This is a genomic window from Paractinoplanes durhamensis (assembly GCF_016862175.1).
In the GTDB taxonomy this organism is placed as follows: domain Bacteria; phylum Actinomycetota; class Actinomycetes; order Mycobacteriales; family Micromonosporaceae; genus Actinoplanes; species Actinoplanes durhamensis.
The window spans coordinates 18,764-43,082 of the sequence record NZ_BOML01000071.1; the positions used below are offsets into that span (position 1 = coordinate 18,764).

General features: G+C 69.7%; 33 protein-coding genes. 13 read left to right on the forward strand and 20 right to left on the reverse strand.

Annotated elements, in window-relative coordinates:
• The first annotated feature begins 43 nt into the window (after positions 1-43).
• Complete coding sequence (locus Adu01nite_RS41285) at positions 44-427, forward strand: GNAT family N-acetyltransferase (RefSeq protein ID WP_203734929.1); 384 nt, start codon at positions 44-46, stop codon at positions 425-427.
• On the opposite strand, the gene Adu01nite_RS41290 is transcribed toward Adu01nite_RS41285, so the two are convergent.
• Entirely contained in the window at positions 424-1,551 is a 1,128-nt protein-coding gene (locus Adu01nite_RS41290; protein WP_203734818.1) for a hypothetical protein, read from the reverse strand. The two genes, Adu01nite_RS41285 and Adu01nite_RS41290, sit on opposite strands and share 4 nt — an antisense overlap.
• Positions 1,548-1,889: a PadR family transcriptional regulator gene (locus Adu01nite_RS41295; RefSeq protein WP_203734819.1), complete on the reverse strand. Its 342-nt coding sequence runs from the start codon at positions 1,887-1,889 to the stop codon at positions 1,548-1,550. Before Adu01nite_RS41295 ends, Adu01nite_RS41290 begins: the two co-directional genes overlap by 4 nt.
• A 105-nt stretch (positions 1,890-1,994) precedes the next feature.
• On the opposite strand from Adu01nite_RS41295, the gene Adu01nite_RS41300 reads away from it, so the two are divergent.
• A complete protein-coding gene (locus tag Adu01nite_RS41300) occupies positions 1,995-2,411 on the forward strand; it encodes a VOC family protein (protein ID WP_203734820.1) in 417 nt (138 codons plus the stop codon).
• Between the two features lie 37 nt (positions 2,412-2,448).
• Positions 2,449-3,003 carry a Uma2 family endonuclease gene (locus Adu01nite_RS41305; protein ID WP_203734821.1) on the forward strand — a complete coding sequence of 185 codons (555 nt, stop codon included), beginning with the start codon at positions 2,449-2,451 and terminating at the stop codon, positions 3,001-3,003.
• Between the two features lie 96 nt (positions 3,004-3,099).
• Here the strand turns inward: Adu01nite_RS41305 and Adu01nite_RS41310 are convergent, their stop codons facing one another.
• Positions 3,100-3,429: a type II toxin-antitoxin system HicB family antitoxin gene (locus Adu01nite_RS41310; protein ID WP_203734822.1), complete on the reverse strand. Its 330-nt coding sequence runs from the start codon at positions 3,427-3,429 to the stop codon at positions 3,100-3,102.
• Positions 3,426-3,677, reverse strand: a complete 252-nt coding sequence (locus tag Adu01nite_RS41315) for a toxin HicA (protein WP_239133106.1) — start codon at positions 3,675-3,677, stop codon at positions 3,426-3,428. The genes Adu01nite_RS41310 and Adu01nite_RS41315 overlap by 4 nt, the downstream gene beginning before the upstream one ends.
• 493 nt (positions 3,678-4,170) lie before the next feature.
• Here Adu01nite_RS41315 and Adu01nite_RS41320 point away from each other — a divergent pair, with 493 nt between their 5' ends.
• The 3 genes from Adu01nite_RS41320 to Adu01nite_RS41330 are packed head-to-tail and all read left to right on the forward strand — an operon-like array spanning position 4,171 to position 5,693.
• Positions 4,171-4,467, forward strand: a complete 297-nt coding sequence (locus tag Adu01nite_RS41320) for a hypothetical protein (RefSeq protein WP_203734823.1) — start codon at positions 4,171-4,173, stop codon at positions 4,465-4,467.
• Between the two features lie 11 nt (positions 4,468-4,478).
• On the forward strand, positions 4,479-4,928 hold the full coding sequence (locus tag Adu01nite_RS41325; protein ID WP_203734824.1) for an SHOCT domain-containing protein: 450 nt from the start codon (positions 4,479-4,481) through the stop codon (positions 4,926-4,928).
• A 51-nt stretch (positions 4,929-4,979) separates the two neighbouring features.
• Positions 4,980-5,693, forward strand: a complete 714-nt coding sequence (locus tag Adu01nite_RS41330; RefSeq protein ID WP_203734825.1) for a phosphatase PAP2 family protein — start codon at positions 4,980-4,982, stop codon at positions 5,691-5,693.
• 137 nt (positions 5,694-5,830) lie between these two features.
• On the opposite strand, the gene Adu01nite_RS41335 is transcribed toward Adu01nite_RS41330, so the two are convergent.
• Together Adu01nite_RS41335 and Adu01nite_RS41340 are read right to left on the reverse strand one after the other, a co-directional pair.
• Positions 5,831-6,391: a hypothetical protein gene (locus Adu01nite_RS41335; RefSeq protein WP_203734826.1), complete on the reverse strand. Its 561-nt coding sequence runs from the start codon at positions 6,389-6,391 to the stop codon at positions 5,831-5,833.
• Positions 6,392-6,485: 94 nt separating this feature from the next.
• Complete coding sequence (locus Adu01nite_RS41340) at positions 6,486-7,253, reverse strand: helix-turn-helix transcriptional regulator (RefSeq protein ID WP_203734827.1); 768 nt, start codon at positions 7,251-7,253, stop codon at positions 6,486-6,488.
• A 67-nt stretch (positions 7,254-7,320) separates the two neighbouring features.
• On the opposite strand from Adu01nite_RS41340, the gene Adu01nite_RS41345 reads away from it, so the two are divergent.
• Positions 7,321-8,277 carry a zinc-binding dehydrogenase gene (locus Adu01nite_RS41345; protein WP_369076831.1) on the forward strand — a complete coding sequence of 319 codons (957 nt, stop codon included), beginning with the start codon at positions 7,321-7,323 and terminating at the stop codon, positions 8,275-8,277.
• Here the strand turns inward: Adu01nite_RS41345 and Adu01nite_RS41350 are convergent.
• The 8 genes from Adu01nite_RS41350 to Adu01nite_RS41385 all read right to left on the reverse strand — a co-directional run bounded on the left by Adu01nite_RS41350 (position 8,252) and on the right by Adu01nite_RS41385 (position 12,600).
• On the reverse strand, positions 8,252-9,544 hold the full coding sequence (locus Adu01nite_RS41350; protein ID WP_203734829.1) for an MFS transporter: 1,293 nt from the start codon (positions 9,542-9,544) through the stop codon (positions 8,252-8,254). The two genes, Adu01nite_RS41345 and Adu01nite_RS41350, sit on opposite strands and share 26 nt — an antisense overlap.
• Entirely contained in the window at positions 9,541-9,873 is a 333-nt protein-coding gene (locus tag Adu01nite_RS41355; RefSeq protein WP_203734830.1) for a hypothetical protein, read from the reverse strand. Before Adu01nite_RS41355 ends, Adu01nite_RS41350 begins: the two co-directional genes overlap by 4 nt.
• A 60-nt stretch (positions 9,874-9,933) precedes the next feature.
• Positions 9,934-10,227, reverse strand: a complete 294-nt coding sequence (locus Adu01nite_RS41360; RefSeq protein ID WP_203734831.1) for a hypothetical protein — start codon at positions 10,225-10,227, stop codon at positions 9,934-9,936.
• A gap of 2 nt (positions 10,228-10,229) precedes the next feature.
• The gene (locus tag Adu01nite_RS41365; RefSeq protein ID WP_203734832.1) at positions 10,230-10,406 is read right to left on the reverse strand and encodes a hypothetical protein; all 177 of its coding nucleotides are present in this window, start codon (positions 10,404-10,406) and stop codon (positions 10,230-10,232) included.
• A gap of 304 nt (positions 10,407-10,710) precedes the next feature.
• On the reverse strand, positions 10,711-11,115 hold the full coding sequence (locus Adu01nite_RS41370; RefSeq protein ID WP_203734833.1) for an NUDIX domain-containing protein: 405 nt from the start codon (positions 11,113-11,115) through the stop codon (positions 10,711-10,713).
• Between the two features lie 8 nt (positions 11,116-11,123).
• Positions 11,124-11,459, reverse strand: a complete 336-nt coding sequence (locus Adu01nite_RS41375) for a hypothetical protein (protein ID WP_203734834.1) — start codon at positions 11,457-11,459, stop codon at positions 11,124-11,126.
• 35 nt (positions 11,460-11,494) lie between these two features.
• Positions 11,495-11,785, reverse strand: coding sequence for a hypothetical protein (locus Adu01nite_RS41380; protein WP_239133108.1), 291 nt, complete (start codon positions 11,783-11,785; stop codon positions 11,495-11,497).
• 191 nt (positions 11,786-11,976) lie between these two features.
• Positions 11,977-12,600 (reverse strand): DUF998 domain-containing protein, encoded by a 624-nt coding sequence (locus tag Adu01nite_RS41385; RefSeq protein WP_203734835.1) that lies wholly within the window; start codon positions 12,598-12,600, stop codon positions 11,977-11,979.
• Positions 12,601-12,635: 35 nt separating this feature from the next.
• On the opposite strand from Adu01nite_RS41385, the gene Adu01nite_RS41390 reads away from it, so the two are divergent.
• Entirely contained in the window at positions 12,636-13,493 is an 858-nt protein-coding gene (locus tag Adu01nite_RS41390) for an SDR family NAD(P)-dependent oxidoreductase (protein ID WP_239133109.1), read from the forward strand.
• 201 nt (positions 13,494-13,694) lie between these two features.
• On the forward strand, positions 13,695-14,066 hold the full coding sequence (locus tag Adu01nite_RS41395; protein WP_203734836.1) for a YciI family protein: 372 nt from the start codon (positions 13,695-13,697) through the stop codon (positions 14,064-14,066).
• 111 nt (positions 14,067-14,177) lie between these two features.
• Here Adu01nite_RS41395 and Adu01nite_RS41400 read toward each other — a convergent pair whose 3' ends face one another.
• The 5 genes from Adu01nite_RS41400 to Adu01nite_RS41420 are packed head-to-tail and all read right to left on the reverse strand — an operon-like array spanning position 14,178 to position 18,160.
• A complete protein-coding gene (locus Adu01nite_RS41400; protein WP_203734837.1) occupies positions 14,178-14,993 on the reverse strand; it encodes an XRE family transcriptional regulator in 816 nt (271 codons plus the stop codon).
• A complete protein-coding gene (locus Adu01nite_RS41405) occupies positions 14,990-15,757 on the reverse strand; it encodes an ABC transporter permease (RefSeq protein ID WP_203734838.1) in 768 nt (255 codons plus the stop codon). Before Adu01nite_RS41405 ends, Adu01nite_RS41400 begins: the two co-directional genes overlap by 4 nt.
• Positions 15,754-16,728 carry an ABC transporter substrate-binding protein gene (locus Adu01nite_RS41410; protein WP_203734839.1) on the reverse strand — a complete coding sequence of 325 codons (975 nt, stop codon included), beginning with the start codon at positions 16,726-16,728 and terminating at the stop codon, positions 15,754-15,756. Before Adu01nite_RS41410 ends, Adu01nite_RS41405 begins: the two co-directional genes overlap by 4 nt.
• Positions 16,725-17,456, reverse strand: coding sequence for an ABC transporter permease (locus Adu01nite_RS41415; protein WP_203734840.1), 732 nt, complete (start codon positions 17,454-17,456; stop codon positions 16,725-16,727). The genes Adu01nite_RS41410 and Adu01nite_RS41415 overlap by 4 nt, the downstream gene beginning before the upstream one ends.
• Positions 17,453-18,160, reverse strand: a complete 708-nt coding sequence (locus Adu01nite_RS41420; protein ID WP_203734841.1) for an ABC transporter ATP-binding protein — start codon at positions 18,158-18,160, stop codon at positions 17,453-17,455. The genes Adu01nite_RS41415 and Adu01nite_RS41420 overlap by 4 nt, the downstream gene beginning before the upstream one ends.
• 117 nt (positions 18,161-18,277) lie before the next feature.
• Here Adu01nite_RS41420 and Adu01nite_RS41425 point away from each other — a divergent pair, with 117 nt between their 5' ends.
• Both Adu01nite_RS41425 and Adu01nite_RS41430 read left to right on the forward strand, forming a co-directional pair.
• Positions 18,278-18,739 (forward strand): VOC family protein, encoded by a 462-nt coding sequence (locus tag Adu01nite_RS41425; protein ID WP_203734842.1) that lies wholly within the window; start codon positions 18,278-18,280, stop codon positions 18,737-18,739.
• Between the two features lie 25 nt (positions 18,740-18,764).
• A complete protein-coding gene (locus Adu01nite_RS41430) occupies positions 18,765-19,073 on the forward strand; it encodes an STAS domain-containing protein (protein ID WP_203734843.1) in 309 nt (102 codons plus the stop codon).
• On the opposite strand, the gene Adu01nite_RS41435 is transcribed toward Adu01nite_RS41430, so the two are convergent.
• Positions 18,997-19,398: a carboxymuconolactone decarboxylase family protein gene (locus Adu01nite_RS41435; RefSeq protein ID WP_239133110.1), complete on the reverse strand. Its 402-nt coding sequence runs from the start codon at positions 19,396-19,398 to the stop codon at positions 18,997-18,999. The two genes, Adu01nite_RS41430 and Adu01nite_RS41435, sit on opposite strands and share 77 nt — an antisense overlap.
• A 215-nt stretch (positions 19,399-19,613) precedes the next feature.
• On the opposite strand from Adu01nite_RS41435, the gene Adu01nite_RS41440 reads away from it, so the two are divergent.
• Together Adu01nite_RS41440 and Adu01nite_RS41445 are read left to right on the forward strand one after the other, a co-directional pair.
• Positions 19,614-20,003 (forward strand): effector-associated constant component EACC1, encoded by a 390-nt coding sequence (locus Adu01nite_RS41440; RefSeq protein ID WP_203734845.1) that lies wholly within the window; start codon positions 19,614-19,616, stop codon positions 20,001-20,003.
• Between the two features lie 45 nt (positions 20,004-20,048).
• A complete protein-coding gene (locus tag Adu01nite_RS41445) occupies positions 20,049-24,314 on the forward strand; it encodes a caspase family protein (RefSeq protein ID WP_203734846.1) in 4,266 nt (1,421 codons plus the stop codon).
• The last annotated feature ends 5 nt before the right edge of the window (positions 24,315-24,319 follow it).

Genomic DNA, 24,319 nt, shown 5'->3' on the forward strand with positions numbered 1-24,319 from the left:
GGTGAGTGACTACCGGCTGAGTGAAAACCCGACCGAGCTCGACATGGACCGCGTGGTGCGCTGGATCAGCACCGACGCCTACTGGGCCAAGGGCCGCACCCGCGAGTTGATCGAGCGCGCATTCGCCAATTCGTTCCCGGTCGGTCTCTACACCCCGAGCGGCACACAGGCGGCGGTGGCCCGGATCGTGTCCGATCGAGCAACGTTCACCTGGCTCTGCGACGTCTACGTCGACCGCGACCACCGCGGCCGCGGCCTCGGCACCACGCTCGCCGACTGGTCCGTCGCCTGGGCCGAGCGCCACGACATCAAGCGCGTCATCCTGGCGACGCTCGACGCACACGGGGTCTACGCGAAGGCGGGCTTCACCCCGATCGGCCACCCCGAGCGCTGGATGGAGATCGACCGCCGCCCGCCCTTCGGCTAGATGGGCTGGGTGGCGCCTGGCAATTCCTTCCGGTCGGTGCCCACCACCAGGATGCCCATCGCGAGCACGGCTGCCGCCGCGGACACGGCCATGCACCCGGGGATGAACCAGGCCGCCACGCCGTCGAGGTGCGAGCCCGGCAGTAAGGCCGCGTGCACCGCGTAGACCGGCCCGGCGGCGGCGAGGTGCTGGGCGAACATCACCATGTTGACCACGATCGCCCACACCGGAGGTACGGCGATGATCAGTGCGATGGCGGCGACGGCCGCGGCCGGCCGTCCCCGGCCCGGCGGCACGGAGCGGATCCGGTAGACGAGCGCGGCGGTCAGCAACCATCCGGCCAGCCCGCCGAGCAGGGCACCCGCGACGATCAGCGGCAGGTAGGCGGCGCTGCGTTCGGCGTACATCTCGCCGTGGATGCCGCCGTCGAAGGCAGTGCCGGACTCATCGGCGTTCCAGTCGGTCGCGGTGCCGGACAGGACCAGGCCGTCGCGTTCGGCGGTCACGGCCGCGTCCCGGGTTTGGAAGGCGCAGGTCTCGCCGGACCTTTCGTCCGGGCCGCAGGTAACCGAGTTCACGCCGGGGTGGATCGTGAACTCGGTGATGGTCCAGCCGGCCGCGGCCAAACCGGTGCGGGCCTCTTCGACGGTCCAGGCCGGCGGGCCACCCGGCCGGGGCGCACTCGGAAACAGGGTGACGCCCAGGAAATCGGCCCGGCCCGACATGCGGTATTGATGGATGAAGCTGCCGCCCGAGCCGGCAACGGCGGAGCTCAGCAGCTTCACGGCGTCGGCACGTGACGGCAGTTCGGTGAAGGTGCGCTCGCCGAGCCAGCTGCCCGCGGCCGCACCGAACACGCCCAGCACCATGGTCACCAGCACCGCCGCGACCCACCCGAAGGGTCGCCCCGCCGGAAGCCGGAACCGTTGCCCCACCCCGCTGGCGACCAGATGCCAGGCGTCACGGGCCGACGGCCGGGAACGCCCCGGCTCGGCCATCTCCAGCATCGTGGTGATCATTTCCATGCCGTGCCGGCGCCGGTAGTGCCCCGAATAGGACAGCAGCAGCCGACGGTAGTGCCGCTCCAGCCGCTCATCGACGGCCGGCCAGGTCTCGGGGTTCACGCGGCACCTCCGGAGAACCCCGGAACAATCCCGGGCCGCCGGCGCAACTGTTCCCGAGCCGCATCCGCATGCCGCCGCATCCGCTCGGCCTCGACACCGAGCGCACCGGCGCCATCCGTGGTGAGCCGGTAGTAGCGCCGCAGACGCCCCTCCACCGATTCTTCATGGTCCAACTCGATGAGCCCGAGCTCGACAAGCCGTTCAAGCGCGCCGTAGAGGGTGCCCGGCCGCAGCTTGACCTCGCCGCCGGACAACTCAGCCACCGCCTGCACGATGCCGTACCCATGGCGAGCTTGCCCCGCCAACGAGGCAAGGATCAGAAACGTCGGAACCTGCATGACGGCCGACCGTACGTCAGACGGTATGTAACGTCAACCGATGCATCGCCCCTCGACCTATCAGCGCCCTCCTCATGCCTCGCGATCTGCGGCATGCTGGAGGGCATGACTGCCGAGCTTGCTAAACCGGCGGCGATCACGGTGATGCTCATCGTCCCGGACGCCGACGCGGCAACCAGCTGGTACAAGACGGCCTTGGGCGCGACCGAGCTGTGGAACCTCGGCGGCGTGGCCGGCCTGGAGATCGCCGGCGCCCCGTTCTTCCTCCACGAGGTCAACCGGGACAACCCCGCCGAGACCAGCCCCGACCAGGCAGGCGTGACAAGCGTCCGCATCGAGATGTTCACCGCCGACCCCGACCACATCATCGAACGCGCCATCGCCGCCGGCGCCACCGCCGGCTCAGCCATCGAGGACCACCACACGCCTTGGGGCACGCACCGCCAGGGCGGCTTCACCGACCCGTTCGGCCACCGCTGGTCCGTCGGCGACCGGTCGCCACTCAATCGGCTCGGGGGCTGATCAGGATGACCGTCGTCGCGGCCTGTTGGGCGTGCCGATGAGCGACGACCACCCGCGCGGACGCGGCCCCGCCGTGGTGACGCTCGGCGATTTGGCGGCGATGAACGCCGCAGACCTGACCGGGCACCGATACGAGACCAGCCCTGATGGAGTTCTGTCCGTCACGCTCTCCGCGGACTCGGAACACGCAAAGATCGCCAGCCGGCTCTTCGCCTGGCTGATCATGGCCGGCTGGCCGGCCGAGCAGGTGCTCCAGGTCGCCGGCATTCGCGTTCCGGGGCCGGGACGAGACGGAGGTCGAATCCCCGACGTCAGCGTGTGGAGCAAGGCTCCGCCGCGCGCCGTCTGGCTGTCCGTCGCGGAGCTCCTCCTGGTGATCGAGATCGTTTCGCCCGGCTCGGAGGCGATGGACGAGGTCACCAAGCGCCGCGAATACGCCTTGGCCGGCATCCCTCAGTACTGGGTCGTCGACCGGGATGACGCCCTCACCGTGACCCTCTACCAGCTCTCCGCGGAAGCCACCTACACCGAACGCGCGAAGATGCCGCTGGCCTGGCTGCTGCAGACCCAGCCCAGCGACCACCTCGACTGACGCACCACTTCTCCAGGTCTCGACCGCGGCTAGAACGTGTCGACTCGCTGCGCATTCTCAACCAGCCGTTGCGCGTCGCATCGCCCTGATACTGCGTCAGACGCCGGCAAGCCGTGAGGACGCTAACGCGTTGAGCGAGACGCCCTGCTCCGCCGCGCGCACAGCCAGCCGTCGATGGACTTCTTCCGGCACTCGGACTTGGAACTTGCCGGAGTAGTGCTTGTCTGCGATAGCGGCCGGCGGAACTTCGCCTGACAACTGCATTTCGGCGACGATCTCCTCCGCGGCGCGCTGGATGCCGATGAAGGCTTCGAGACGGTCCTGGGCCAGCCATGACACCGACGGCAGCTCAGCCACGGTGCCGACGTATTCCTCGTCCTCCGCTGACCAGTGAACGCGGTATGTGTAGTGATCAGCAGCGCTCACAACGGCTCCTCCAGCTTCTTGATCGCGATCAGGACTTGTTTGACCTGGTAGGGCTTGGCCTTCCCGCCCTTGTTCTGGATGTTGACCCTCGGATCACCAGGCCACAGCATCTTGAACACATAGTGCGATGTGCCTTGTAGTCGCGGTTCCCCGAAGTAGTGCCGGCAGACGTAGAGCAGATCCGTGAACCGGATGTCGTTGGCGTTGCGGCGCATATCCGTGAGGATCCTTGCCAGCCTGTCTGTCACGGCTCCGCTCCTTCGTTCAGTATCACCCGTGATACTGCGATTGGCAAAGCCGCGCGACGCGTCACCCGCCCCACGGACGGGCTGACGGCGGCGCAACGAGCGCTTACACCTGTGCTCATGACTATAGTCATGAGCACAGGTGTTCGGAGTGACTCGCATTGATGATTCTTGGAAATTCGGCTCGCACACCGCCTCAACGGCGTCACCGACGATGACCTCAATGATCTTGCGGCGGGCGCCCTCCAGGACGCCGCGAGCTGCGTGTTGCATTCGCCCCGCCCGGGGGCGCAGACCTGCCGATACCGGTGCGCTCGATCGCCGATCCCCTCTTCCACAGGAAGCAGGGTGTCGCCATCAGCCGTACGTCCGCTGGCGTGACGAGTGCGGCGGATCGAGACTGGGTGCGCCATCAATTTGGAGATCCAGACGATGGGCTGTTCCTTCAACGTCGCGTTGCGTGGCGCGAGGCCGGCTTATAGGTGTTGAGGGGAACATGACGACGGAGTTTGCGTTCGACGGTCAGATTCTGGTGCTGGACGGTCGTGTGCTGGAGATCTTTCATCGGGACACCGAGGAGAGCGTGCGGTATCACGTCGCGTTTCTCCGGATTGACGGGCAGCCGCACGGTGACGGGTTCAAGGTTCGGCTTGGGCGGGCGTCCGGTCCGAACGACATCGTCGGTGGGCGCCGGTGGAAGATGACCGCGGTGCAGTTCGCCGAGTTCCGTGAGTTCATCGCCCTGGCCATCGCGGCGCGCGACAACGGGCCCAATCCACCACCAGAGCGATAAGAGGACCTGCAATGTTCGACCAGCGTCGTATCCGTAAGCGTGGGCTCAGCGCTCAAGCGCTCGTGCTCTCGGTTCGGGAAAGCTCGACTCTCGGCGGAAACGGCAGCTGGCAGAAGTACGACTTCGTGCTCGAGGTTCGACCCGAAGGCCAGCCGGCGTTCCGGGCCGAGGTGCGCGAACGGTTCTACATCATCGAGCGGAAACCGGGCGAGGCCGACGTGGTTTCGGTGAAGTACGAACCCGGCACCCTCAAGGTCATCTTCGATCTCGCGGGTGATCCCCGGTTCGACCTCGAGGCCATGCAGCGCCGCACCGCCCAGCTGAAATGGGAGGCGCACGGCCGCGCATCGGGCCAGGCCACGGAAGACCCGGCGGCGGCCTTGGCCCGGCTCGTCAGCCTGCGCGACGCCGGAGCGATCAGCGAAGAGGAGTTCACCACCCTCGCGGCCCGCCTGCGCTGAACCACGACCGGGACGAGCAGGTCGTCCGGCGTACCCAGATATGGTGCCCACGTGACCAGCAGGCGGCGGCTCACCGAGCTGATCCTTCTCCTGCTCTGGTTCTGGCTGTTCACGCGGCTCGATGCCGCCGTCGGCAAGGATTTCGCGGCCGCCCACGCCAATGCGCTGACCCTGCAGTCCATCGAACGCGCGGCGCACGTCGACATCGAGCTCGGCGCGAACGATTGGCTGGCCGGGAACCCGGTTCTCGGCCATCTGGCGGTCTATGTGTACCGGCTGTACTACGTGGTGGTCGCCGCCGTCCTGCTGTGGGTGCTGATCCGGCACGCCGATGTCTATCGCCAGGTGCGCCGGACGATGGTCGCGATGATGGTGCTCGTCCTGCCGATCTACTGGGCGGTGCCGATGTCGCCGCCGCGTTTCGCGCTGCCGGGTGCCGTCGACATCGTCGCCAGGTACGACATCCTGAACCAGGCCGGCCGGGAGAGCTGGACGCATCCGACCCACCACACGGCCATGCCCAGCCTGCACGTGGGTTGGGCACTGTGGTGCGCGTACGCCGTGTGGTCCGCCCTGCGCGGCACCCATCCACGCCTGGCGCTGCTGGCGTGGTCGTTCCCCGCGCTGATGGCGGCCGTCGTGCTCACCACGGCGAACCATTACCTGCTCGACATCGCGGCAAGCATCGCCCTGCTGACCGCCTCCATCGCCGTCGCATCGACAGAGCTGCCTCGTCGCGCGCCGGCGCCCCGCCACATCGACTGACGGCCCGCGATCGAGCCGCGCCTCAGGTGCGTCGGTCGCCGGGGGTGCGCGGGACGTCCTGCAGTGGGCGGCGGCCGGCCGAGGCCGGCGACGGGGCGACCGGTGCGCTGCGGACGATCATGTCCTGGGCCCAGCGCTCAGTGAACCCGGCGAGAAACGCCAGCCCGCCGAAGAAGTGGGCCTCCTGCTGATCGGCCGCGATCGGCAGAAGGCCACCGACCAGCAGCGCATAAAGGGCTACCGAAAACCGCGCCGACCACCGGCCGGAACAATCCGGCGAGGGACGTGACGAAACCGCCCTGCAGCACGTCCACCGAGAGTTTCTGACCTCGAGTGATCCGGACCATGACGCTGGTCATGGCACCGATGCCGCCGCCGATGATGCTCAACGCGAGCAGGTGTTGCATCCGCTCCGGAATGGGCAGGCACTGCTCGATGACGAAAACAGGCACCGCGAGCAACAACGCTCCGAGCGGCAGGCCCAGCAGGTAGTTGCGGAACGTCCGGTGGATGGCGCCGCGTTCGGCAAACTGCTCAATCCGATCAAGATCAGAGTCGATGATCAGGGCCGTACGGTGCAGCGGCTCGGGACTCCCGCCATGCTCCGACGACGCCACGGTGTCGAGCACGCCCAGGAGCAACACGGATACGTCGAACAGCATGTCGAGGCAGAGATTCCGGGTCCCCTGGGTGAGCACGCTTCCCGCATCGTGTTCGACCCGCCGGGCCAGCCACAACGTCCGCCAACAGGCCTCCAGCTTCAGGAGATCGCCGATATCGACCCCGAGCAGCTCAGGGCCGTTTGACGGTGGGTGCGTCGGTGCGGTGCCGGCCGGGGGTGGTGCCGACGATCGCCGTGAACGCCGCGATGAAGTGGCTCGGGTTCGCCCAACCGCAGGCCTGGGCCACGCGGGTCGCGTCGTGGCCCTCGGCCAGCAGGACCAGGGCGTGGCCGATGCGGAGCTGGGTGCGCCACTCGTAGAACGTCATGCCCAGCTCGTCATGGAAAAGGCGGCTGAGCGTACGGGCTCCGGCGCCGGCCCGCCGCCCGAGCTCGGCCAGTGGGCTGTTGTCGGCCGGGTTCTCGTCGAGGATGCGGGCCACCGCCTGCAGCCGGTCGTCGCGGGGCGCGGGCAGGCGCAGGGGCTGCTCGGGGGCCTCGCGCAGCTCGTCCAGCAGGACCCGGTGCAGGCGGTTGCGGGCGCCGCGGTCGAGCGGCCGCGTGCCGGTGAGGGTCAGCAGGACCTCGCGCGCCAGGCCGGAGGCGAGGAACACCGCGGGGTGCGCCGGCGCCAGCGCGGCGAGCGACGGGGACAGGAAGACGATCCGCATGTCGGTGTCGCCGTGTGCGCGGTGGTGATGCATGGACGACGCCGGGATCCACACGATCCGGTTGGCCGGGACGATCAGGGTGCCGCGTTCGGTGTGGACGGACAGGACGCCGCCGGCGGCGTACACCAGATGGGCTCGTGAATGTGAATGGGCTTCGCTGGTGCCGCCGGAGGGCCAGAGATGCACGCCGCCGGAGGGCCAGATCCGGGATTGGCGGGCTACGGGCATGAGTTGGCATTCTACCGGTGGGTGGACTGCGGCTCCGGCTATGAAGCTTCCGGGCATGACTACGACGATGCGAGCGGCCGTTTGTGTCCGGGCGGGCGGGCCCGAGGTTCTGGAGATTCGGGAGCTGCCGATGCCGGCGGTTCGGGCGGGCTGGAGCTTGATACGCGTACGGGGAACGGGGCTGAACCGCTCCGAACTGCGTACCCGCCAAGGGTTTTCACCGAGCGTGAGTTTTCCGCGAGTGCTGGGGATCGAATGTGTGGGAGTGGTGGCGGCCTCGACCGACCCGGCGCTGCCGGAGGGTGCGACCGTCGCGGCGGTGATGGGTGAGATGGGCCGGGCGTTCGACGGTGGTTATGCGGAGTACGTCCTACTGCCGAACGCGTTGATCATGCCGGTGACCAGCACCCTTGCCTGGGAGGTGCTGGCGGCGCTGCCGGAGACGTACCTGACCGCGCAGGGCGCCTTCGACGCGCTGGGGATCCGGCCGGGCGAGCGGTTGCTGATTCGCGGCGGGACGTCGTCGGTGGGCTTGGCCGCCGCGTCCATTGCGCACGGTCACGGCGTCGAGGTCGCGGCTACCACCCGGCGAGCCGAGAAGGCGGCCGCGCTGACCGCCGCCGGTGTCGACCATGTGCTCCTGGACGGCGCCGGGTCGCCGTGGCCTGCCGGGCCGAGCCACGTGCTTGATCTCGTCGGCGCCGACACGGTCGCCGACTCGCTGCGGCTGGTCGCGCGGGGCGGGACGGTGTGCGTGGCGGGTTCGCTCAGCGGATGGCTGATCCGGGACTTCGAGCCGATCGCGATGATCCCGTCCGGAACGCGGCTGACGGCCTTCCACAGCGACGACGCCAAGGGCTGCGTGGACGTGCTGGAGCGGGTCGTGCGCAACGTCGAGGCCGGCGTCTACCGGCCGAACCTCGATCGCGTCGTCGGGCTGGACGAGATCGCCGAGGCCCACCGGTACATGGAGGCCGACCAGGCCGCCGGCAAGGTGGTCATGCTGCCGTGGGGTCGGGGGTAGCGGCGCGGGCGTCGGCCAGCACCTCGGCCGGGACGTGTTTCTCGAGGAAGCGCCGCGCCAGCCGGGTCGACGGATGCACCCCGATCGTCGCCACCACGACGATGCCGGCGATCACCAACCAGCCCGCCGAACCCCATTTCATCGCGAGGAACGTGTACGCCGCGGGCGCCCACACCTTCCCGAGAGTGCTGCTCAGGCTGGCCGCCCCCTGGTAGGCGCCGCGCTGACGCGGATCCATCAACTCGGCCTCGAACGTCCAGCCGGCGGCCGAGAGGTACAGCTCCGCGCCGGTAACGGTGACGTGCCCCAGCCAGACCAGGGCGATCGTGACCCAGCCGACGGTGTCGTGGGTGGCCATGGTGATCAGGCAGGAGATCACGAAGAAGGTCGACGACACCCGGACAGCCCGCAGCGCGGTGGAGACGCCGGTGACCCCGCGGGCGGCCACCATCGGCAGGAAGATGCACATCACCGTGTTGGTGCCGAACAGGAACGCGAGCAGCACCCGCGGAGCGTCGGTCTCCTCGACCAGCCACAGTGGAATGACGACGTTGAGCAGCACCTGGTTGGTCCAGAAGACACCCACGAAGAAGTTCGTGAGAAGCCAGCCGGGGTTACCCAGCGGGCCCGGCCCGGGGATCTTCACCTTGCGGTCGGCCGGGCTGCGGTTGTCGTGCGCGGCGCGCGGCAGCCGGCTGATGGCGGTGGCGTTGACCAGGAAGGCCGTGGCGGTGAACCACGGCAGCGCATGCAGCACGTGGTTGGAGTGAAAGGCCAACGCGACACCCCCGGTGAGGGCGCCGAGGGTGAAACCGAGATTGAGGGCCGAATACATGTACGCCCGTGACTTCACCCGCTCGCCGGGCGGCAGGACGTCGATCGTGTACGCGCCGTAGGCCACGAAGCCGAGCGCACCGATGACCTCCATGCCGACGGCCATGGCGAGGTAGCCGTGGAAGCCGGTGATGAACGGCCACACCGCGAACATCGCCGCCTGCCCGGCCGCACCGGCCGCCCACATCTTCTTCGGCCCGAACCGGTCGACCAGCTTGCCCATCGGCAGCGCCGCCAGGAACGCGGCGATCCCGGCGATGGTCAGACCGAGACCGACCTGGGCGGCGGACAGCCCGACGATCTGGGTGAAGAAGACCGCCGAGCCGGTCAGGAAGGCGCCTTCACCGAGGGCGAAGAGCAGCGACTGCACCGAAAGCCGCCCGGCCAGCGGTGACGGGGGACGCACCTGGCGGAGGACGGCGTCGGCAATCACCCGGAGAGTCTCCCGGCTCCGGCCGAAAGATGTCGCCCTGTTTTCAGCGGCGCCGCTTCCCCATGATCACCGTCGCGAAGCCGACGACCCGCCACCCATCCGATGCGCAAAACGGACTTGCTGACTACGCCGTGACGAGCGGGCGCGGAAGCGTTTCGCGCGGCGTGGCCCGCGACGATCCGGCCGCCCGTTTCGGCAATCTTCTGCCGAAGCCGCAGATGGGCTTCGAGAACGGCGGGCGAGACGGCCGCCGCGCTGTCGGGGACTTCCCGCTCGTACACAAGAATGATGAATTGCGGCAACGACGACTGGTTCTCCGGCGAAACCACGATGTGAGCCTATCGGCGCACGCTCGCCCCTGCCCGCACGTGCCATCCGTGAGCTCCTGATCAGGCAGCATTCATCAGTGCGGCGTCGATGGCTTGGTGCAACGCCGCCCTGCTGATCGTGACAGTGCCCTCGGGCGCCGCCGAGTCCTGCTGAAGGCCGGCCAGGATGTAGTCCTGCATGAGTCGCGACGGTGTCGTTCCACGTCGATCGGCCTCGGCTTCAAGGGCCTCAGACCATTCGGCGGGCAGGCGCACGGAGTGCACGATCTTCGCGCGAGGGCGGTCGGTGACGACTTCGGCACCGGTCCAGTCGCGGCTGTCGAGTGCGGCTTGGATCTCGCTGTTGTCCGTCATAGCTATCCCTTCAGCATGTGCTCGATCGCGGCGATCTCGGCCTCGTCGAGGTACCTCGCACCGACGACGGTGTACTGATCGTCACGTAGTGGGTCGAGTTCGATCAACGCCACGGCCAGCCAGCGCCCTTGCCGGTCCCTGCCCGCGACATTGAGCACCGCCCCGATGTGCCTACGCACGACGGGTTGGCTCTGACGTAGCACGAACACCGCGTCCTGCCATGCGACTCTCGCTGAACTCGTAGTTCTCCTCCACGAGGCTAGTGTAAACGCCACGTATACGGATACGAAATCTAGCCTTCGGTGCACCCGAGCGAGCCGTGACCATCACCGACGGCGTCTCCTGGCCAAGGAGAAGGCTCTTGCCGGCGGTTGCGGATTGCTTTTTGACGGTCCAGTTCTGCGGGAGGACCGCCCAGGTGTTGCCCATCCGGCGTGGCTTTCTGGCCGATCGGCGTCGCCTCAGCGGCGAGAGGCGATCCACTCATCCGAGGACCTCTCTGAACAGCGCACGGTAGCTGTCGTGAGCCAGGGACAGTTCTCCCAGCGCATCCGCGGTGAACCACCCGATGGCATCGTGCTCGTCGGGCGCAGCGTTGACCGGCGACCCCGTCCACGTCTCGACCAGCCAGATCTGCATGTCGGCCGTGGCGGCATGAACCTCGTGCACGGGCGGGCCCGACGGCGCCGCGATGTCGATGCCCAGTTCTTCTCGGAGCTCCCGGGCCAGGGCCGCGCCGGGCAGCTCCCCCGGCTCGATGTGCCCACCGGGCAGGTCCCAGACGTCGGGGTACCAACGGCGCCGGGGAGATCGGTGACAGAGCAGTATCCGATCGCCGTCCCGCAACAGCGCCGTGACGATGCGAGCTTTGGGAAAGCCTTCCGACACCGGCGCGCCTATTCGGGGCCCGCGTTGCCGGGATAGTCGCCGAGACTGATCGAGGACAGGCAACCATTTCCGTCCTCGTCGTCGGCACTCCAGTACACGTGTTTCCGGGAGTGCCAGTAGTAGCTGTGGTATCCCAGGAGATCGCCGTAGACCCGATCCTCCTCGGCCCGGTCCGCCGGCCCGAACGTGTGGCGGAACTGTTCGTAGGACCGCAGATAGCCGAAGTGGGCCAGAAGGCCACGCTCGGCACCGTAGAGCGCGAACCCGACGACCATCGAACCCACGATCTTGTAGCTGAAACGGTCGGCGGAATACACCATGCCACCGTCACTGATCTCCATCACCGGCCAACCCTAAAGTGGCCTGCCGGCATCCGAGCTCAGGCGGCGACCAGTTCTCGATCGCGCGCCCCGTATATGGCTTCCACCACCCCGCGCGCCCAGCGCATGCGCGAAGCCGCGATCTCCGGGTAGTCGCCGTAAGTCGTAGCCAGGTGCGCCACGCAGCCGCGGGTGCCGCCGCAGCGCCGGACGGCGCCGGCGATGGCCGCGTCGACGACCGGAGCGCTGGGCCGGGAACCGGCGGGCAGATCGCTGGCGAACAGGGCCGCGGCGCGGGCCGTGAGCAGATGGTTTCGCATGTGGATCAACTCCGATCTCGTGCGGGTCATGGCTTTCAGCGTGGACCGCCCACGCCATTGATCGCCTCCGGTATTCCACCCGTCGTCGAGGCGGGTAGCCGGGGGTTTCTCCGGGGTCAGCGCCTTAAGGGCTGGTAAGGGAGAAACGCCTCGCGGCTACGTTCCGTTCACTGCTGCCCAGGACGGACGCGATAATTGCCGAATCGCCGCCGGCCGAACCTTCACCGAAGCGAGCCGAGCTCAGCACCTGACTCGTCGTTGCTCTCCAGCGCGGTGAGCAGGGCGGTGCCGATCAACCAGCCCACCGCGACCAGCAGCAGGGCCCGCTCCAGCAGGGCGCTCGTCGTGCCGCGCCCGGCGACCAGCAGGGTCAGGCCGAACACCACGCCGAGCGGCAGGGTCAGTGACAAGGCGACGGTGGTCAGCCGACGCGACACCGGGGAGGCGGCCGATGACCGGGCCCGGGCCATCGCGGCGGCCAGGACGGCCATGCCCAGGATGCCGGCGGCGGTGTGGATCAGGTCGGCGGGTGTCGTCGGTTCGTACGGCGGCAGCGGGCACCGGTCGGTGCACGGCACGGCGCTGGTGGTGCCGGCGAACACGGCCGCGACCAGCAGGAGCAGCCGGGCGCGTCGCAGGGCCCGGCCGAGCAGCGCGACGCCAAGTGCGACCAGCACCAACCCCAGCCGATAGACCACGGCATGCGGCTGCCCGGCCGTCCCCGCCTCGCTCACATAGCCCTGCCACCACGGCACAGGCCGGGCGACCAGCGCGAACAGCATGGCGCCGGCGCCGGCGACGACCCCGACGGCGGCCACCGCTGCGACGAGCCTGGTCCGGGTCATGTCGACATCATGATCGGTGCGGACGGCGGCCGCTGATGATCGAATGGGTTATGCGCCGAACTGTGGTGGTGACGGGCGCGAGCTCGGGAATCGGCTTGGCCGCGGCGATCGCCCTGGCCGGGGCCGGTGATGACGTCGTGCTGCTCGGACGGGATCCGGCCCGGCTCGCGGACGCCGTGTCGCGGGTTCGCGAGGCCGGCGGCCGGACGCCGGCGTCGTTCCGCGCCGACTTCGCGGTGCTGGACGAGGTCCGGGCGGTAGGTGCGGCGCTGACAGCCGATTACGAACGGATCGACGTCCTCGCCAACAACGCCGGCCTGCTGACCTCGGTGCGCCGCCCCACCGCCGACGGCCACGACCCGACCATGCAGATCAACCACCTGGGCGGATTTCTGCTGGCTCACCTGCTGCTGGACCGACTGCGGGCCGCCGCCGGCCCCGACTCGCCCGCCCGGATCGTGACGACGTCCTCGCTGGCCGAGGCCTGGGGCACGCTCGATGTCGATCGCCCGGGCCGCCGTCAGATCAGCCGCTGGCTGGCCTACGGCGCCAGCAAACAGGCCAACATCCTGATGACGATCGAGGCGGCCCGCCGCTGGTCCGGCCTCGGCATCGTGCCGACATGCTTCTTCCCCGGCCTGGTCCGCAGCGGTTTCGGCCGGCGCAGCCCGGCCTTCAGCGCGGCGCGGCTTGCGCCCGGTCTGTTCCGCTCCAGCGAGCAGGGCGCCGACACCCTGATCTGGCTGGCCACCGATCCGGCCGCGCTGATCCCCGGCGGCTACTTCGCGCAACGCGCCCCATTCTCGGCAACACCCCGATCAACCAATGCAAAGCGCGCAGAACGCCTGTGGAAAGCCAGCCTGACGGCGATCCAGACCACGAAACCGATATGAGTACGCTCGGCCCCGTCCACAACCGCACCATCGCGAACCCCGCCTCCGGCGGCTGCCGCCCGCAAGCTCCGACGGCCGAACGGCCGTAGCGCGCCTTTCGCGCGAGTCGCCCGTACCGGAAAATTCTTTTGGCCTTGCGTCGGATCCGGCCCGAACCGTTCGTAGAGCAGATGACAGGCAGCCGAACAAGGGAGTCATGCGATGCCGCGGTTCTTGATCTCGTTCGACGACGGCGCGATGGACCACATCCCCGCCGAAGATTTCCCCGACGTGGGCAAGGCGGCGCACGCGGTGATCCAGGAGGCGGTGACGGCCGGCGTGTGGGTGTTCGGCGCCGGCCTGCTGAGCCAGCAGGCGAGCATCGTGGCGACGGACGGCACGGTGACCGACGGCCCGTACCCGGAGACCAAGGAGGTGGTCGGCGGCTTCGTGGTCATCGACGTGCCCACCCGCGAGGAAGCACTGCCGTGGGCCGCCAAGATCGCCGCCGGCTGCCGCTGCCCCCAGGAGGTCCGCGAGCTACTCCCCGACCCGGAGACGGACGAGATGCTCCGCCAGGCCACCCAGCGATAACAACATCCCGCCGCCGCCCGAGGTCGGCGACGGCCAGACCCCACGCGCACAGTTCATCCGCCGCAGGGTTCGCTCCGATGCGGGCCGCCGCCGGTCGCCGCCGGCCGTCGTTCAGGCGCGGGGTTCGCTCATCTCGGCGCGCAGGGCTTTCGCCCGGGCGTGGACCTGTTCCACCTGGGCGGCGGTCAGGCGGCGGGCGTCCCAGAGCAGTGCGGCGACGTTCGGGCGGTTCGGTGGGGCGGACGGCTCGATGCCGGTCACTGCGGTGAGGTCGGGCGCGGAGATGTCGAGCAGGGCACCCATGGCGCTCAGCAGTTCGGGGGTCAGCGCCTTGCTGCCGCGCCCGATCGAGCCGATCGTCGACGCCGACAACATCGGGCCGCCGCCCAGCCCGAACACGTGCTTGGCGATGCCGAACCAGCTCAGGTTCCGGTTGTGCAGCAGCCGCACGACCAGGGCGCCGGCGCCGTCGTCCGGGTACCGCTCGTAGGGCGGCGCCGGCCGCAACGGCGGGCGCGGCGCCGGCGGCAGCGACCGGATCAGCTCGTGCAGCCGCTCCGCCGCCCCGGGCACGTAGGTCAGCGACCAGGCGAGCCAATCCATGCCACCTCGCGCCGCGCCGTCCCAGGGGGACAGATCGTCGGGGACCGGGCGGCCCGCGATGATGAACAGGTCGCTGCGATGCAGCCCGAGCACCGGCGCAAGGCGGCGCAACAGCTCCGGCTCCGGGTCGCCGCCCTCGAGCAGCACCGCTCGGATTTCGTCCGCGCCACCGGCGCGCCGCTCAGACGTGACCCGCTCAGACGTGACCCGCTCAGGCACCACCCGCTCAGGCACCACCCGCTCGGCCGCTATCCGCTCGGCCAGCGTGTTGGCGTCGAGACCACGCACCTCCATCAAGCGCGCCAGGCGCGGTCCGAACGTCATCTGGCCACCCTATGGGCGCTCGGCGTCGGCTGCTCGCGCCAGCGGGACAGCCGTCGCTCGCCCGCCTGCAGCAGCACGTTGACGGCCACCGCGCCGACGCAGACCGCCAGGATGACGGCGTCGAGTTCGGGGCCGCGCAGGTTGGCGATCAGGGCCGCGATCAGGTGGCCGACACCGTCGACCGAGACCATCAGCTCGGCCAGCAGGACGCCTAGCAGGGACAACGCTGCGCCGATTCGCAGGGAGCCGACCACATCGGGGACCGTGGCGGGCAGGACGACCATGGTCAGGGTTCGGGTTCGGCCGGCGCCCATCGCTCTCGTTGCGGTGATCAGGGTTTCGTCCACGCGGGACGCGGCGGCCATCGTGCCCAGCACCACCGGGACGGCGCCGTGGATCGCGCCGAACGCCACCTCCGAGCGGAAGCCCAGGCCGAACCACAGCACGAACAGCGGGTAGAACGGGACCAGCGGCAGCGTGTAGAGGACCGTCATCATGTCTCGGGCGGCGGGGACCAGGCAGCCGGTTCGGCCCAGGGCCAGGCCGACCGCGACGCCCAGCAACGCGGTCACGGCGAAGGCGGCCAGGAAGCGGGTCGTGGTCACGGTCAGCGCGGCCACGGTGTCGGGCTGGGCCAGGTAAGCAGAGCCGGTGGTCAGGACCTCCGACGGTGGGGCGAGGTAGTCGTCCGAGCGCACCAGCGTCCGGCAGGCCACCTCCCACGCCACCACCAGCAGGGCGATGGTCGCCCAGCGCAGTCTCACTTCGCGGTGAACTTCGGGTCGTAGTACTGCTGCTCGGTGGGGACCTTTTGCGCGAGCTTCAGTCCGGGCAGGCTTTCGGCGTACGCAGCAAGCCCTGCGGTGTTGATCTTGCCGGTGGGGGTGAAATCCTTGGAAAGTTCCTGATAGGCCTGGGTTGCCACCGCCGGTTTCATGCCCAGCTTCGACACCGCCAGCTGGACCGACTCCGGCTCGTGGGCCTGGAGGTAGGTGATCGCCTCGGCGTAGGCCTCGGTCAGCGCCGTGACCTGCTCGTTCTGGTTGGCATCCAGCCATGCGCCGGGCGCGGCCAAGGTGCCGAACTGGCTGTCGGTGGTCAGGTCGGCGATCCGGATCGCGGTGACCGGGGTGCCGGCCGCCTGCAGCGCGTAGGCGAACTCGACCGGCAGGATGATCGCGTCCACGTCGCCCTTGGCCAGCGCGGCGGTGTTGGCCGACGGCGCGCCGAGCGGGACCGGCTTGATGTCGGTGGCGCCGGTCTTCTGGGCGATCAGCTTGACCGTGAAGTCGGTCAGCGAACCGAACTTGGAGATGCCGACCTTCTTGCCCTTCAAATCGGGCAGGGCGCGGATCGGCGAACGGTCCTTGACGATGACCGCCATCGGGGTGGCCGACGCGGTGCCGTAGAAAGCCTTCAGGTCGATGCCGGACGCCGCCGCGGCGACCACGTCCAGGCCGGTCACCTCGCCGGCCTGCACCGTGCCGCCGACGATCGCCTTGACCAGGTCGGAGCCGGCCGAGAAGTCGACGATCTCGACCTTCAGGCCGTGTTTGGCGAAGATGCCCTGCGCCTCGGCGATCCGGGCCGGCAGCGCGTGCGTGAAGTCCTGGCCCTGGACGATGCCCAGGTGGAGGGTGCCCGGTTCGGCGCCGGGGTCGGCGGTGCTGTTCGACGTGCCGCAGGCCGCCAGCAGGAGCGTGGCGACCAGGGCCGGTCCGATCATCCGTGTCATCTTCGGAGCGTCCTTTCCAGCGTCGTTGCCATTGCGGTGAAGACGGTGTTGACGACGATCGTCAGGGCGATGGCCAGCACCACCCAGGCGAACAGGGCGGCGCTCTGGTAGCCCTGGCTGCTCGCGGCCAGTTGGTAGCCGACGCCCTCGTCGCCGGCGATGAACTCGCCGGCGACCACGGTGACCAGGGCCAGGCCGAGGCCGACCCGCAGGCCGGAGACGATGCCGGGGAGGGCGGAGGGGATCACGACCGTACGGGTCAGGTCGGCTCCCCGGGCGCCCATCGAGCGCATCGCGGTGACCAGCTCGGGGTCGATCTGCTGGACGGCGCGGGTGGTGGCGATGGCGATCGGGAAGAAGGCGTAGAGGCCGCCGAGGACGACCTTCGAGGAGGTCCCCAGACCCAGGGTGGCGGCCAGGACCGGGTAGAGGACCACCAGCGGGACGGCGGCGACGGTCGCCAGCAGGGGTTCGTAGGCGCGGTTGAGCAGCTGGTCGCGGCCGAGGACGACGCCGATCGGGACGGCCAGGAGGGTGGCGAGGGCGAACCCGTACGCCGCTCGGGCCGTCGTGATCGCCATCGGGACGACCGGGTCCTGCTGCCGCAGGGCCGTCACCACCTCGTTGATCGGGGGCAGGATCAGCGGCGCCACCGTGCCGGTCACCGTGAGCAGCCACCACGTCAGCAGCGTGGTGGCGGCGACCGCGAGGTAGACGAGGGCTCTCATGAGAACAGCAGGCCGGTCAGCTTGGCGTGCAGCTCGTGCGGGTCCTCGGTGCCGACCGTGATGACCTCCCTGATCCGGGCCGGGCCGGGGGTCAGCACCACGATCCGGTGGGAGAGCCGGACCGCCTCCAGGAGGCTGTGCGTCACGAAGACGACCGTTTTGCCCTCCTCGGCGAGCAGCCGCAGCAGCTCGGCGCCCAGCTGCGTGCGGGTCTGCTCGTCGAGGGCGGCGAACGGCTCGTCGAGCAGCAGGATGCCGGCGTCGGAGGCCAGCGCGCGGGCGATCGCGACCCGCTGCCGCATGCCGCCGGACAGCTGGGCCGGGACCTTGTCGGCGACCTCCGCCAGGCCTACCTTGCCGAGCAGCTCGTCGGCGCGTTCCCGGCGGAGGCGGCGCGGGACACCCCGCAGGGCGAGCGGCACCTCGACGTTGCGGCGCGCCGATCGCCACGGGAACAGGGCGAGGTCCTGGAAGACGTACGCAATCCTGGTCGGCAGCGGGCCCCGCACCCGCTCGCCGTCGACCCGGACCTCGCCGCCGGCCGGGCGGAGGAGGCCGCCGAGCGCTCGCAGCACGCTGCTCTTGCCGCAGCCGGACGGGCCGATGAGGCTGACGAACTCGCCCGGCCGCACGTCGAAGGTGATGTCGCGGGCGGCGGGGTGGTCGCCGTAGCGCAGGTCGAGTCCGGTGACCTCGATTCCCATTACTTTCACCTCGCAAGAGTGGCTTTCACGCTACTGCAAATATCGACATCCGTCATCACCTCTCGCCAGGCTGAAAGCGGTCTGAAACTGACCGCAACCTGTGCCAGGGTGGGTCGCATGAGCAAGCACATTCAGGTCACCTTCGACGCCCACGACCCGGCTGCGCTGTCGGCGTTCTGGCGTGACGCGCTCGGCTACGTGCATCCCGCCCCGCCCGGCGCCGACCTCCCGCCCGGCGCCGATCCGCTGGCCGCGTGGGACGCGTTCCTCGACAAGGTCGGCGTGCCGGCCGACCAGCGCAACAACCAGTCGGCGGTCGAGGATCCGGACGGCGTCGGCCCGCGGCTCTTCTTCCAGAAGGTCCCCGAGGACAAAATCACGAAAAACCGACTTCACCTTGACGTACGGGCGGCGCCCGGCCTGCAGGGCGACGAGCGGATGGCCGCCCTCGAAGCCGAATGCGACCGCCTGGTCGCGCTCGGTGCGAAGCGGCAGAGCCGGACCGAGCCCGCGCCCCCGATGAGCTCCGGCTTCATCGTGATGACCGACCCCGAAGGCAACGAATTCTGTTTGGACTGACGACCGCCGGGGTACGTCGCGCGCCATGTCACTCGAGTACCGCATCGAACGCCAGGGCGACACCACCACGGTGGAGCCGGTCGGCGACGTCAGCATGGAAACGGTGGAGGTGCTGCGGGAGGTGCTGCGCACCGCGGTGGCGACCCACGACAGCGGCCGGATCGACGTCGACATGAGCTCGGTGACGTTCCTCGACTCCACCGGCATCGGCGTGCTGGTCGCCGCCCAGCGCGCCGCCGCCGGCCGGGGAGTTCAGCTCATGCTGCGCGATCCGGGCCCGATCGTCCGGATGGTTCTCGAGGTGTCGAACCTGGATAGAATTCTGGTCCGCTGATCTTGTTCAGATTGGCGACCTCCTCCTCGGACCACTCCTTGACCGCCTCGTTCCAGACGTCGTCGGGCACACCGTGCTCACTGACCTTGGTGACGGCGTCGGTGAGGGCAAGAGCGGCACGCTCCTTGGCGGTGAAGAAGCTTTCGGCTTCCCGCCAGGCCGCAACCGCAAAGAGCCGGCGGGCCTGCTCACCGTCGGCAAGAGCTTCGGTCGTGTGCATGTCGATGCAGAACGCACAGCCGTTCAGCACCGACGCCCGAACCTTGATCAGGTGCAGAACGATCGGCTCGACGTGGGCCCGCCCATACTTCTCCAGCTGAGCCATAGCGGCATACCCACCGGGAGCCAGCTCCGCCCAGGACATTCGTTGAGTCATGCCCCAACGACGGATCCCACGCCCCCAGGCGTGACAACCACACCCGCGACGGCCACCACACGACCCGACGCTTACGGATGAGCTCGAATCGGACGGCAACAGAGGCTCGGCGCGAACGCTGGGTGATGGCAGGATGACACCGTGGATTCGCGTAGGGAGGGCCGTTGACTGTCATCGTCACCTTCGCCGCCCAAACCGGCTTGTCGGAGCTGCGATCCCTGCATGCTTACCTAGGGACCTTCGACGCGCTTGATGGGAGGCTGGAACTGCGCGCGATGGCTGATTCGGATCATCTCGGCGGCGTCGCCGATGCGATCGCCGTCGCGGTCGGTGCGGGCGGAGCGATCACCGTGCTCGCCGGGGCGGTCACCGGCTGGCTCGACCGGCGGGGCCGCACACTGCGCGTGCGCCTGGCCAATGATCGGACCGGGCGGTCGGTGGAGCTGAGCGGCGTGCAGATGAGAGAGGCGAGCGCGGCGGAGGTCCAGGCCCTCGTTCGAGACATGACGCGGGTCCTCGCGGATTTGCCGCCCGAGGCGCCGATCGAACCCTAAAGTGTCGGTCGATCGCGCTTTGACCACGCAGGTGAGAGGTGCCCCGTGACGAGTGAATCGCCTCGCCGATTTCTGATCGCGACCGCCGTCGCGCACTACAAGCGGTCACCGTACGCCGACCGGCCCGGCCTGGCTCGCGCCCGTCAGAAGATCATCGACCTGTTCGTGGGCCGCCTCGGGTACACCCACGTCAGCGACCTGGGGCTGGACCCGGACCGCACCTCTCTGCTCGACCACTTCGACCGGTTCGCGACCGATCCTGATCGCCGACCCGACGACATCGTGGCCGTCTACCTCGCCGGCCACGGGCAGGTGGTCGGCTCGCCGAGCCAGCACATGTTCCTGACCGCCGAGGCGGACGTCATCCGGCCGAAGCAGGCACTGCCGACCGCCCAGATCGCCGCCACCCTGCTCGAGGATTCCGACCTGGCGCAGCTGCTGATGATTCTCGACACCTGCCACTCCGGTCAGGGCGCGAAGGAGGCCGTCGACGCGGCCATGCAGGGCCTGCGCCGGCACGGTGGCGACAGCAGCCGGTTCGCGTTTCTGGCCGCGGCGCAGCCGAGCCAGGAAGCCGTGGTCAACGCCCTGCCCGACCTGTTGACAGCCGCCGTCGAGAGCCTCGCCACGGCGGGCGAGAAACCGCCGACCCTGGACCTGGGCACGCTCGTCGCGAACATGAACGCCAACCCGGACCGGCCGTCGGAGCAGGTCATCGAGTGGCATGCAGCCCGGATGTCGGGAAACGTGCCGCCGTTCTTCCCCAACCCGCGGCGGCAGGTCCGCACAGCCGAAGCCGATATGGCCATCCAGCAGGCGGCGGAATGGCAGGGCGAGGCCGACCGCCGAGACACCGAACTCGTCCGTCGCATGCTGATCCGGGCCATGGCGTCCTTCGGTGAGGAGGGCGGCTGGTGGTTCGCCGGGCGCCGCCGTACCCTCACCGACCTCACGGCCTGGCTGGGACTGGCCGACAAGCGGTCACCGGCCATGGTGGTGACCGGCGGGCCAGGCTCGGGAAAGACCGCCATCCTGGGACTCGTCGCGGTGCTGACCAATCCCGAGCGCCGCGGCAGCGTCCCGTTGTACGCGCTCGACCTGCCCGAGCGGGCAGTCCCGCCGGCCGGCGCCGTGGACGTCGCGATCTACGCGCAGGCGCTGACCGACGACGACGTGTTGCGCGGGCTCGCGGCCGCCGCGCAGGTGGCGGCCAAGACCCCGGGAACGTTGCTGGACGCCCTCTCCGACCGGGACCGGCCGTTCACCGCGATCATCGACGCGCTCGATGAGGCGGCCACCCCGGAAACCCTGGTCACCCGGGTCATCCGGCCCCTCATCCGGTACAGCGGGGGACGGATCCGGCTGCTGCTCGGCTCCCGCCCGCATCTGCTGCGCCATTTGCACGCCGACGCCGTCACCGTCGACCTCGACAACGCCACCTACTCCGATCGGGAAGCGCTCGGTGCGTACGCCCTGCGTGGCCTGACCGAGTCGTATGCCGACAGCCCGTACGCCAGCGCCCAGCCGGCGGTGGCGGTCGAGATCGCTCGCGCGGTGGCGGACGCCGCCTTTCCCTCGTTCCTGGTCGCCCGGATCGTCTCCAGCACCCTCGCGGCCGATGACACCATTCCCCCCGACGCGCACGATCCGGCCTGGATCCGGTCACTGCCGCGCACCGCCGAGTCGGCCATGGCGCACGACCTCGACGACCGTCTCGGCGCCGAGGCGGTCCGCGCCCGCGACCTGCTGCGCCCACTCGCCTTCGCCGAGGGGCAGGGCCTGCCGTGGGAGGACTTCTGGGCACCGGTCGCGTCACAGATCGCCGGGCGCTCCTATGCCGATGACGATCTGCTCTGGCTCCGCCGGGCCACCGGCCGGTACGTCGTGGAGGCCACCGAGGTCGGCCACTCGGCGTACCGCCTCTACCACCAGGCACTGGCCGAGCATCTGCGGGTCGGCGTCGACGAGTTCGCCGTGCACGGCGGCTTCGTCCGGGTACTCGTACGCCAGGTTCCGCACACACCGGACGGTCACCGCGACTGGGCGCGCGCTCACCCGTACGTGCGGCGCCACCTCGCCGCCCACGCCGCCCGCTCCAACAACCTGGACGAGTTGCTCAACGACACCGAGTACCTGGTGGCCGCCGAACCGGACCAGTTGCTGCCGGCACTGCGCTACGCCGCCGCCGCCAACAGCCAGCGGGTGGCGCGTATCTACCGCACCTCGGCCGGCGATCACCGGTGGTCACAACCCGCCGTCCGGCGCCAGCTGCTCGCCATCGACGCGGTGCGGCACGGCTCCCGGGATCTGTCCCACAAGCTCAGCGCAGGTCAGACGTGGGCGCCCCTGTGGGCGACGAGAAGCCAGCTCGACGACAGCTCGGCAAGGGCCTTCACGAGCGCGGTGATCTGCGTCGCCGGCGCGATCGTGGACGGCGCCGCGATCGTGGTCAGCGGCAACGACACCGGCATGGTGCGGATCTGGGACGGCCGGGCCGGAACGGTGCGGGCCGAGCTCAAGGGGCACAGCGGAGCGATCAACGCCGTCGCCTGCACCGTGGTCGATGGGACACCGGTCGTGCTCAGCGGTGGCGACGACTACAGCGTGCGGATGTGGAACCCGCTGACCGGCAAGCAGTTGGCGTTGTTCAGTGGGCATGCCGGACCGGTGGGCTGCATCGCGTGCACGACGGTGCAGGACACCCCCGTCGCCGTCGTCGGCGGCAACGACGCGGCCCTGCGCGTGTGGGACCTGCGGGCAGGTGACCAGTTGATGGTTCTCAAGGGCCACGCGGGCGCGGTCAACGGTGTCTGCTGCACGGTCGTGGACGACGTTCCGGTCGCGGTCAGCGTCAGCGCCGACGGCACGGTACGCGTCTGGGACCTGCTCACCGGTGTCGAGCGGTGCGCGCTCACCGGGCACGCGAGCTGGGTCTGGTCGGTTTCCTGCGCCGAGATCGACGGCGTGCCGGTCGCTTTTACCGGTGGTGGCGGAGATGGGGCCGTACGCGTCTGGGACCTGCAGAGCCAGTCGCTGATGTTCGCCTTCAACGCGCAGACCGGCTGGGTCAACGGCGTGGCATGCGTCCCGGCCGGCGACGGCGTCGAGGTGGTGGTCGGCGGCGGCGACCACGCCGCCCGGGTGTGGAGCGTCACGGACAGCACCGCGCGGCTGACCCTGCGGGCCCACTCCGGCGCCATCAACGGTGTCTCCAGCGTTCGGGTCGACGGCGTGCTGACCGCCCTGACGGCCGGCGCCGACGGCGCGATCCGACTGTGGAACCTCGAAACCGAAGTGCCCGGTGGTGAACTCGCGGTCTCCGCCGTGCTGCAGGACAACCGGGTGGCTCAGCCGGGCACGGTGGTGGCCGCCCCGCAGGTTCCGCAGGGTCACACCGGCTGGCTCTGGGCAGTGGCCTGCGCCGATATCCGCGGCAACGATGTCGCGGTGACGGTTGGCGGGGACGGGAACGGCGCGATCCGGGTCTGGGACGTCGCGTCCGGCTCGCAGCTGGCCACCCTGACCGGCCACTCCGGTGCCGTGAATGCCGTGGCCTGCACCACCGTCGACCGAACGCCGGTGGCGGTGGTGGCCGGGGGCGGCGACTACGCGATCGGCGTCTGGGATCTGACGACCGGCCAGCGTCGCAGCGAGTTCGCCGGGCAGACCGATTGGATCTGGGCGGTCGCGGCCGCCACCATCGGTGACCGCAGTCTGGCCGTCGTCGGCGGGGCGAACGGTATGTTGCGGGCGTGGGACCTGCGCACCGGCCGGCAGCTCGCGTCGATGGTCAGCCACGAAGGGGTGGTCAACGGACTCGCCTTCACCGTCGCCGGTGATGCACCGCTGCTGGTATCTCTGGGCGACGACGGCCAGGTGCGTCTCTGGGATCTGCGCACGTGGCGGCTACGGTCGGCCTTCGAGGCGCACCGGGGTGCGGGCCGGGCGGTGGCGACGTGCGTCCTCGACGACGTCCCGGTCGCGGTGACGGCGGGCGAGGACAGTTACGTCTGCCTCTGGGACCTGAACACCCACGAGCGGATCGGCGTTCTCGACGGTCACGTCGGTGTCGTCAACGCGATCGCCCACGGACGGGTGCGGGGTTCGGACGTCATCGCCACCGCCGGCGACGACTGCACGATCCGGGTGTGGGACGCGGTCAGGCAGACCGAGTCGGCGCGCTGGGCCACGCCCTACCCGGCGCGGGCGGTCGCGGTGGCGGGGAACGGCGACATCGTGGCCGGCATCGGGCACGAGGTCCTCGCGCTGCGGTCCGCCCCCTTGGTGCGCTACCGCAGCGCGGGCAGCTGAACATC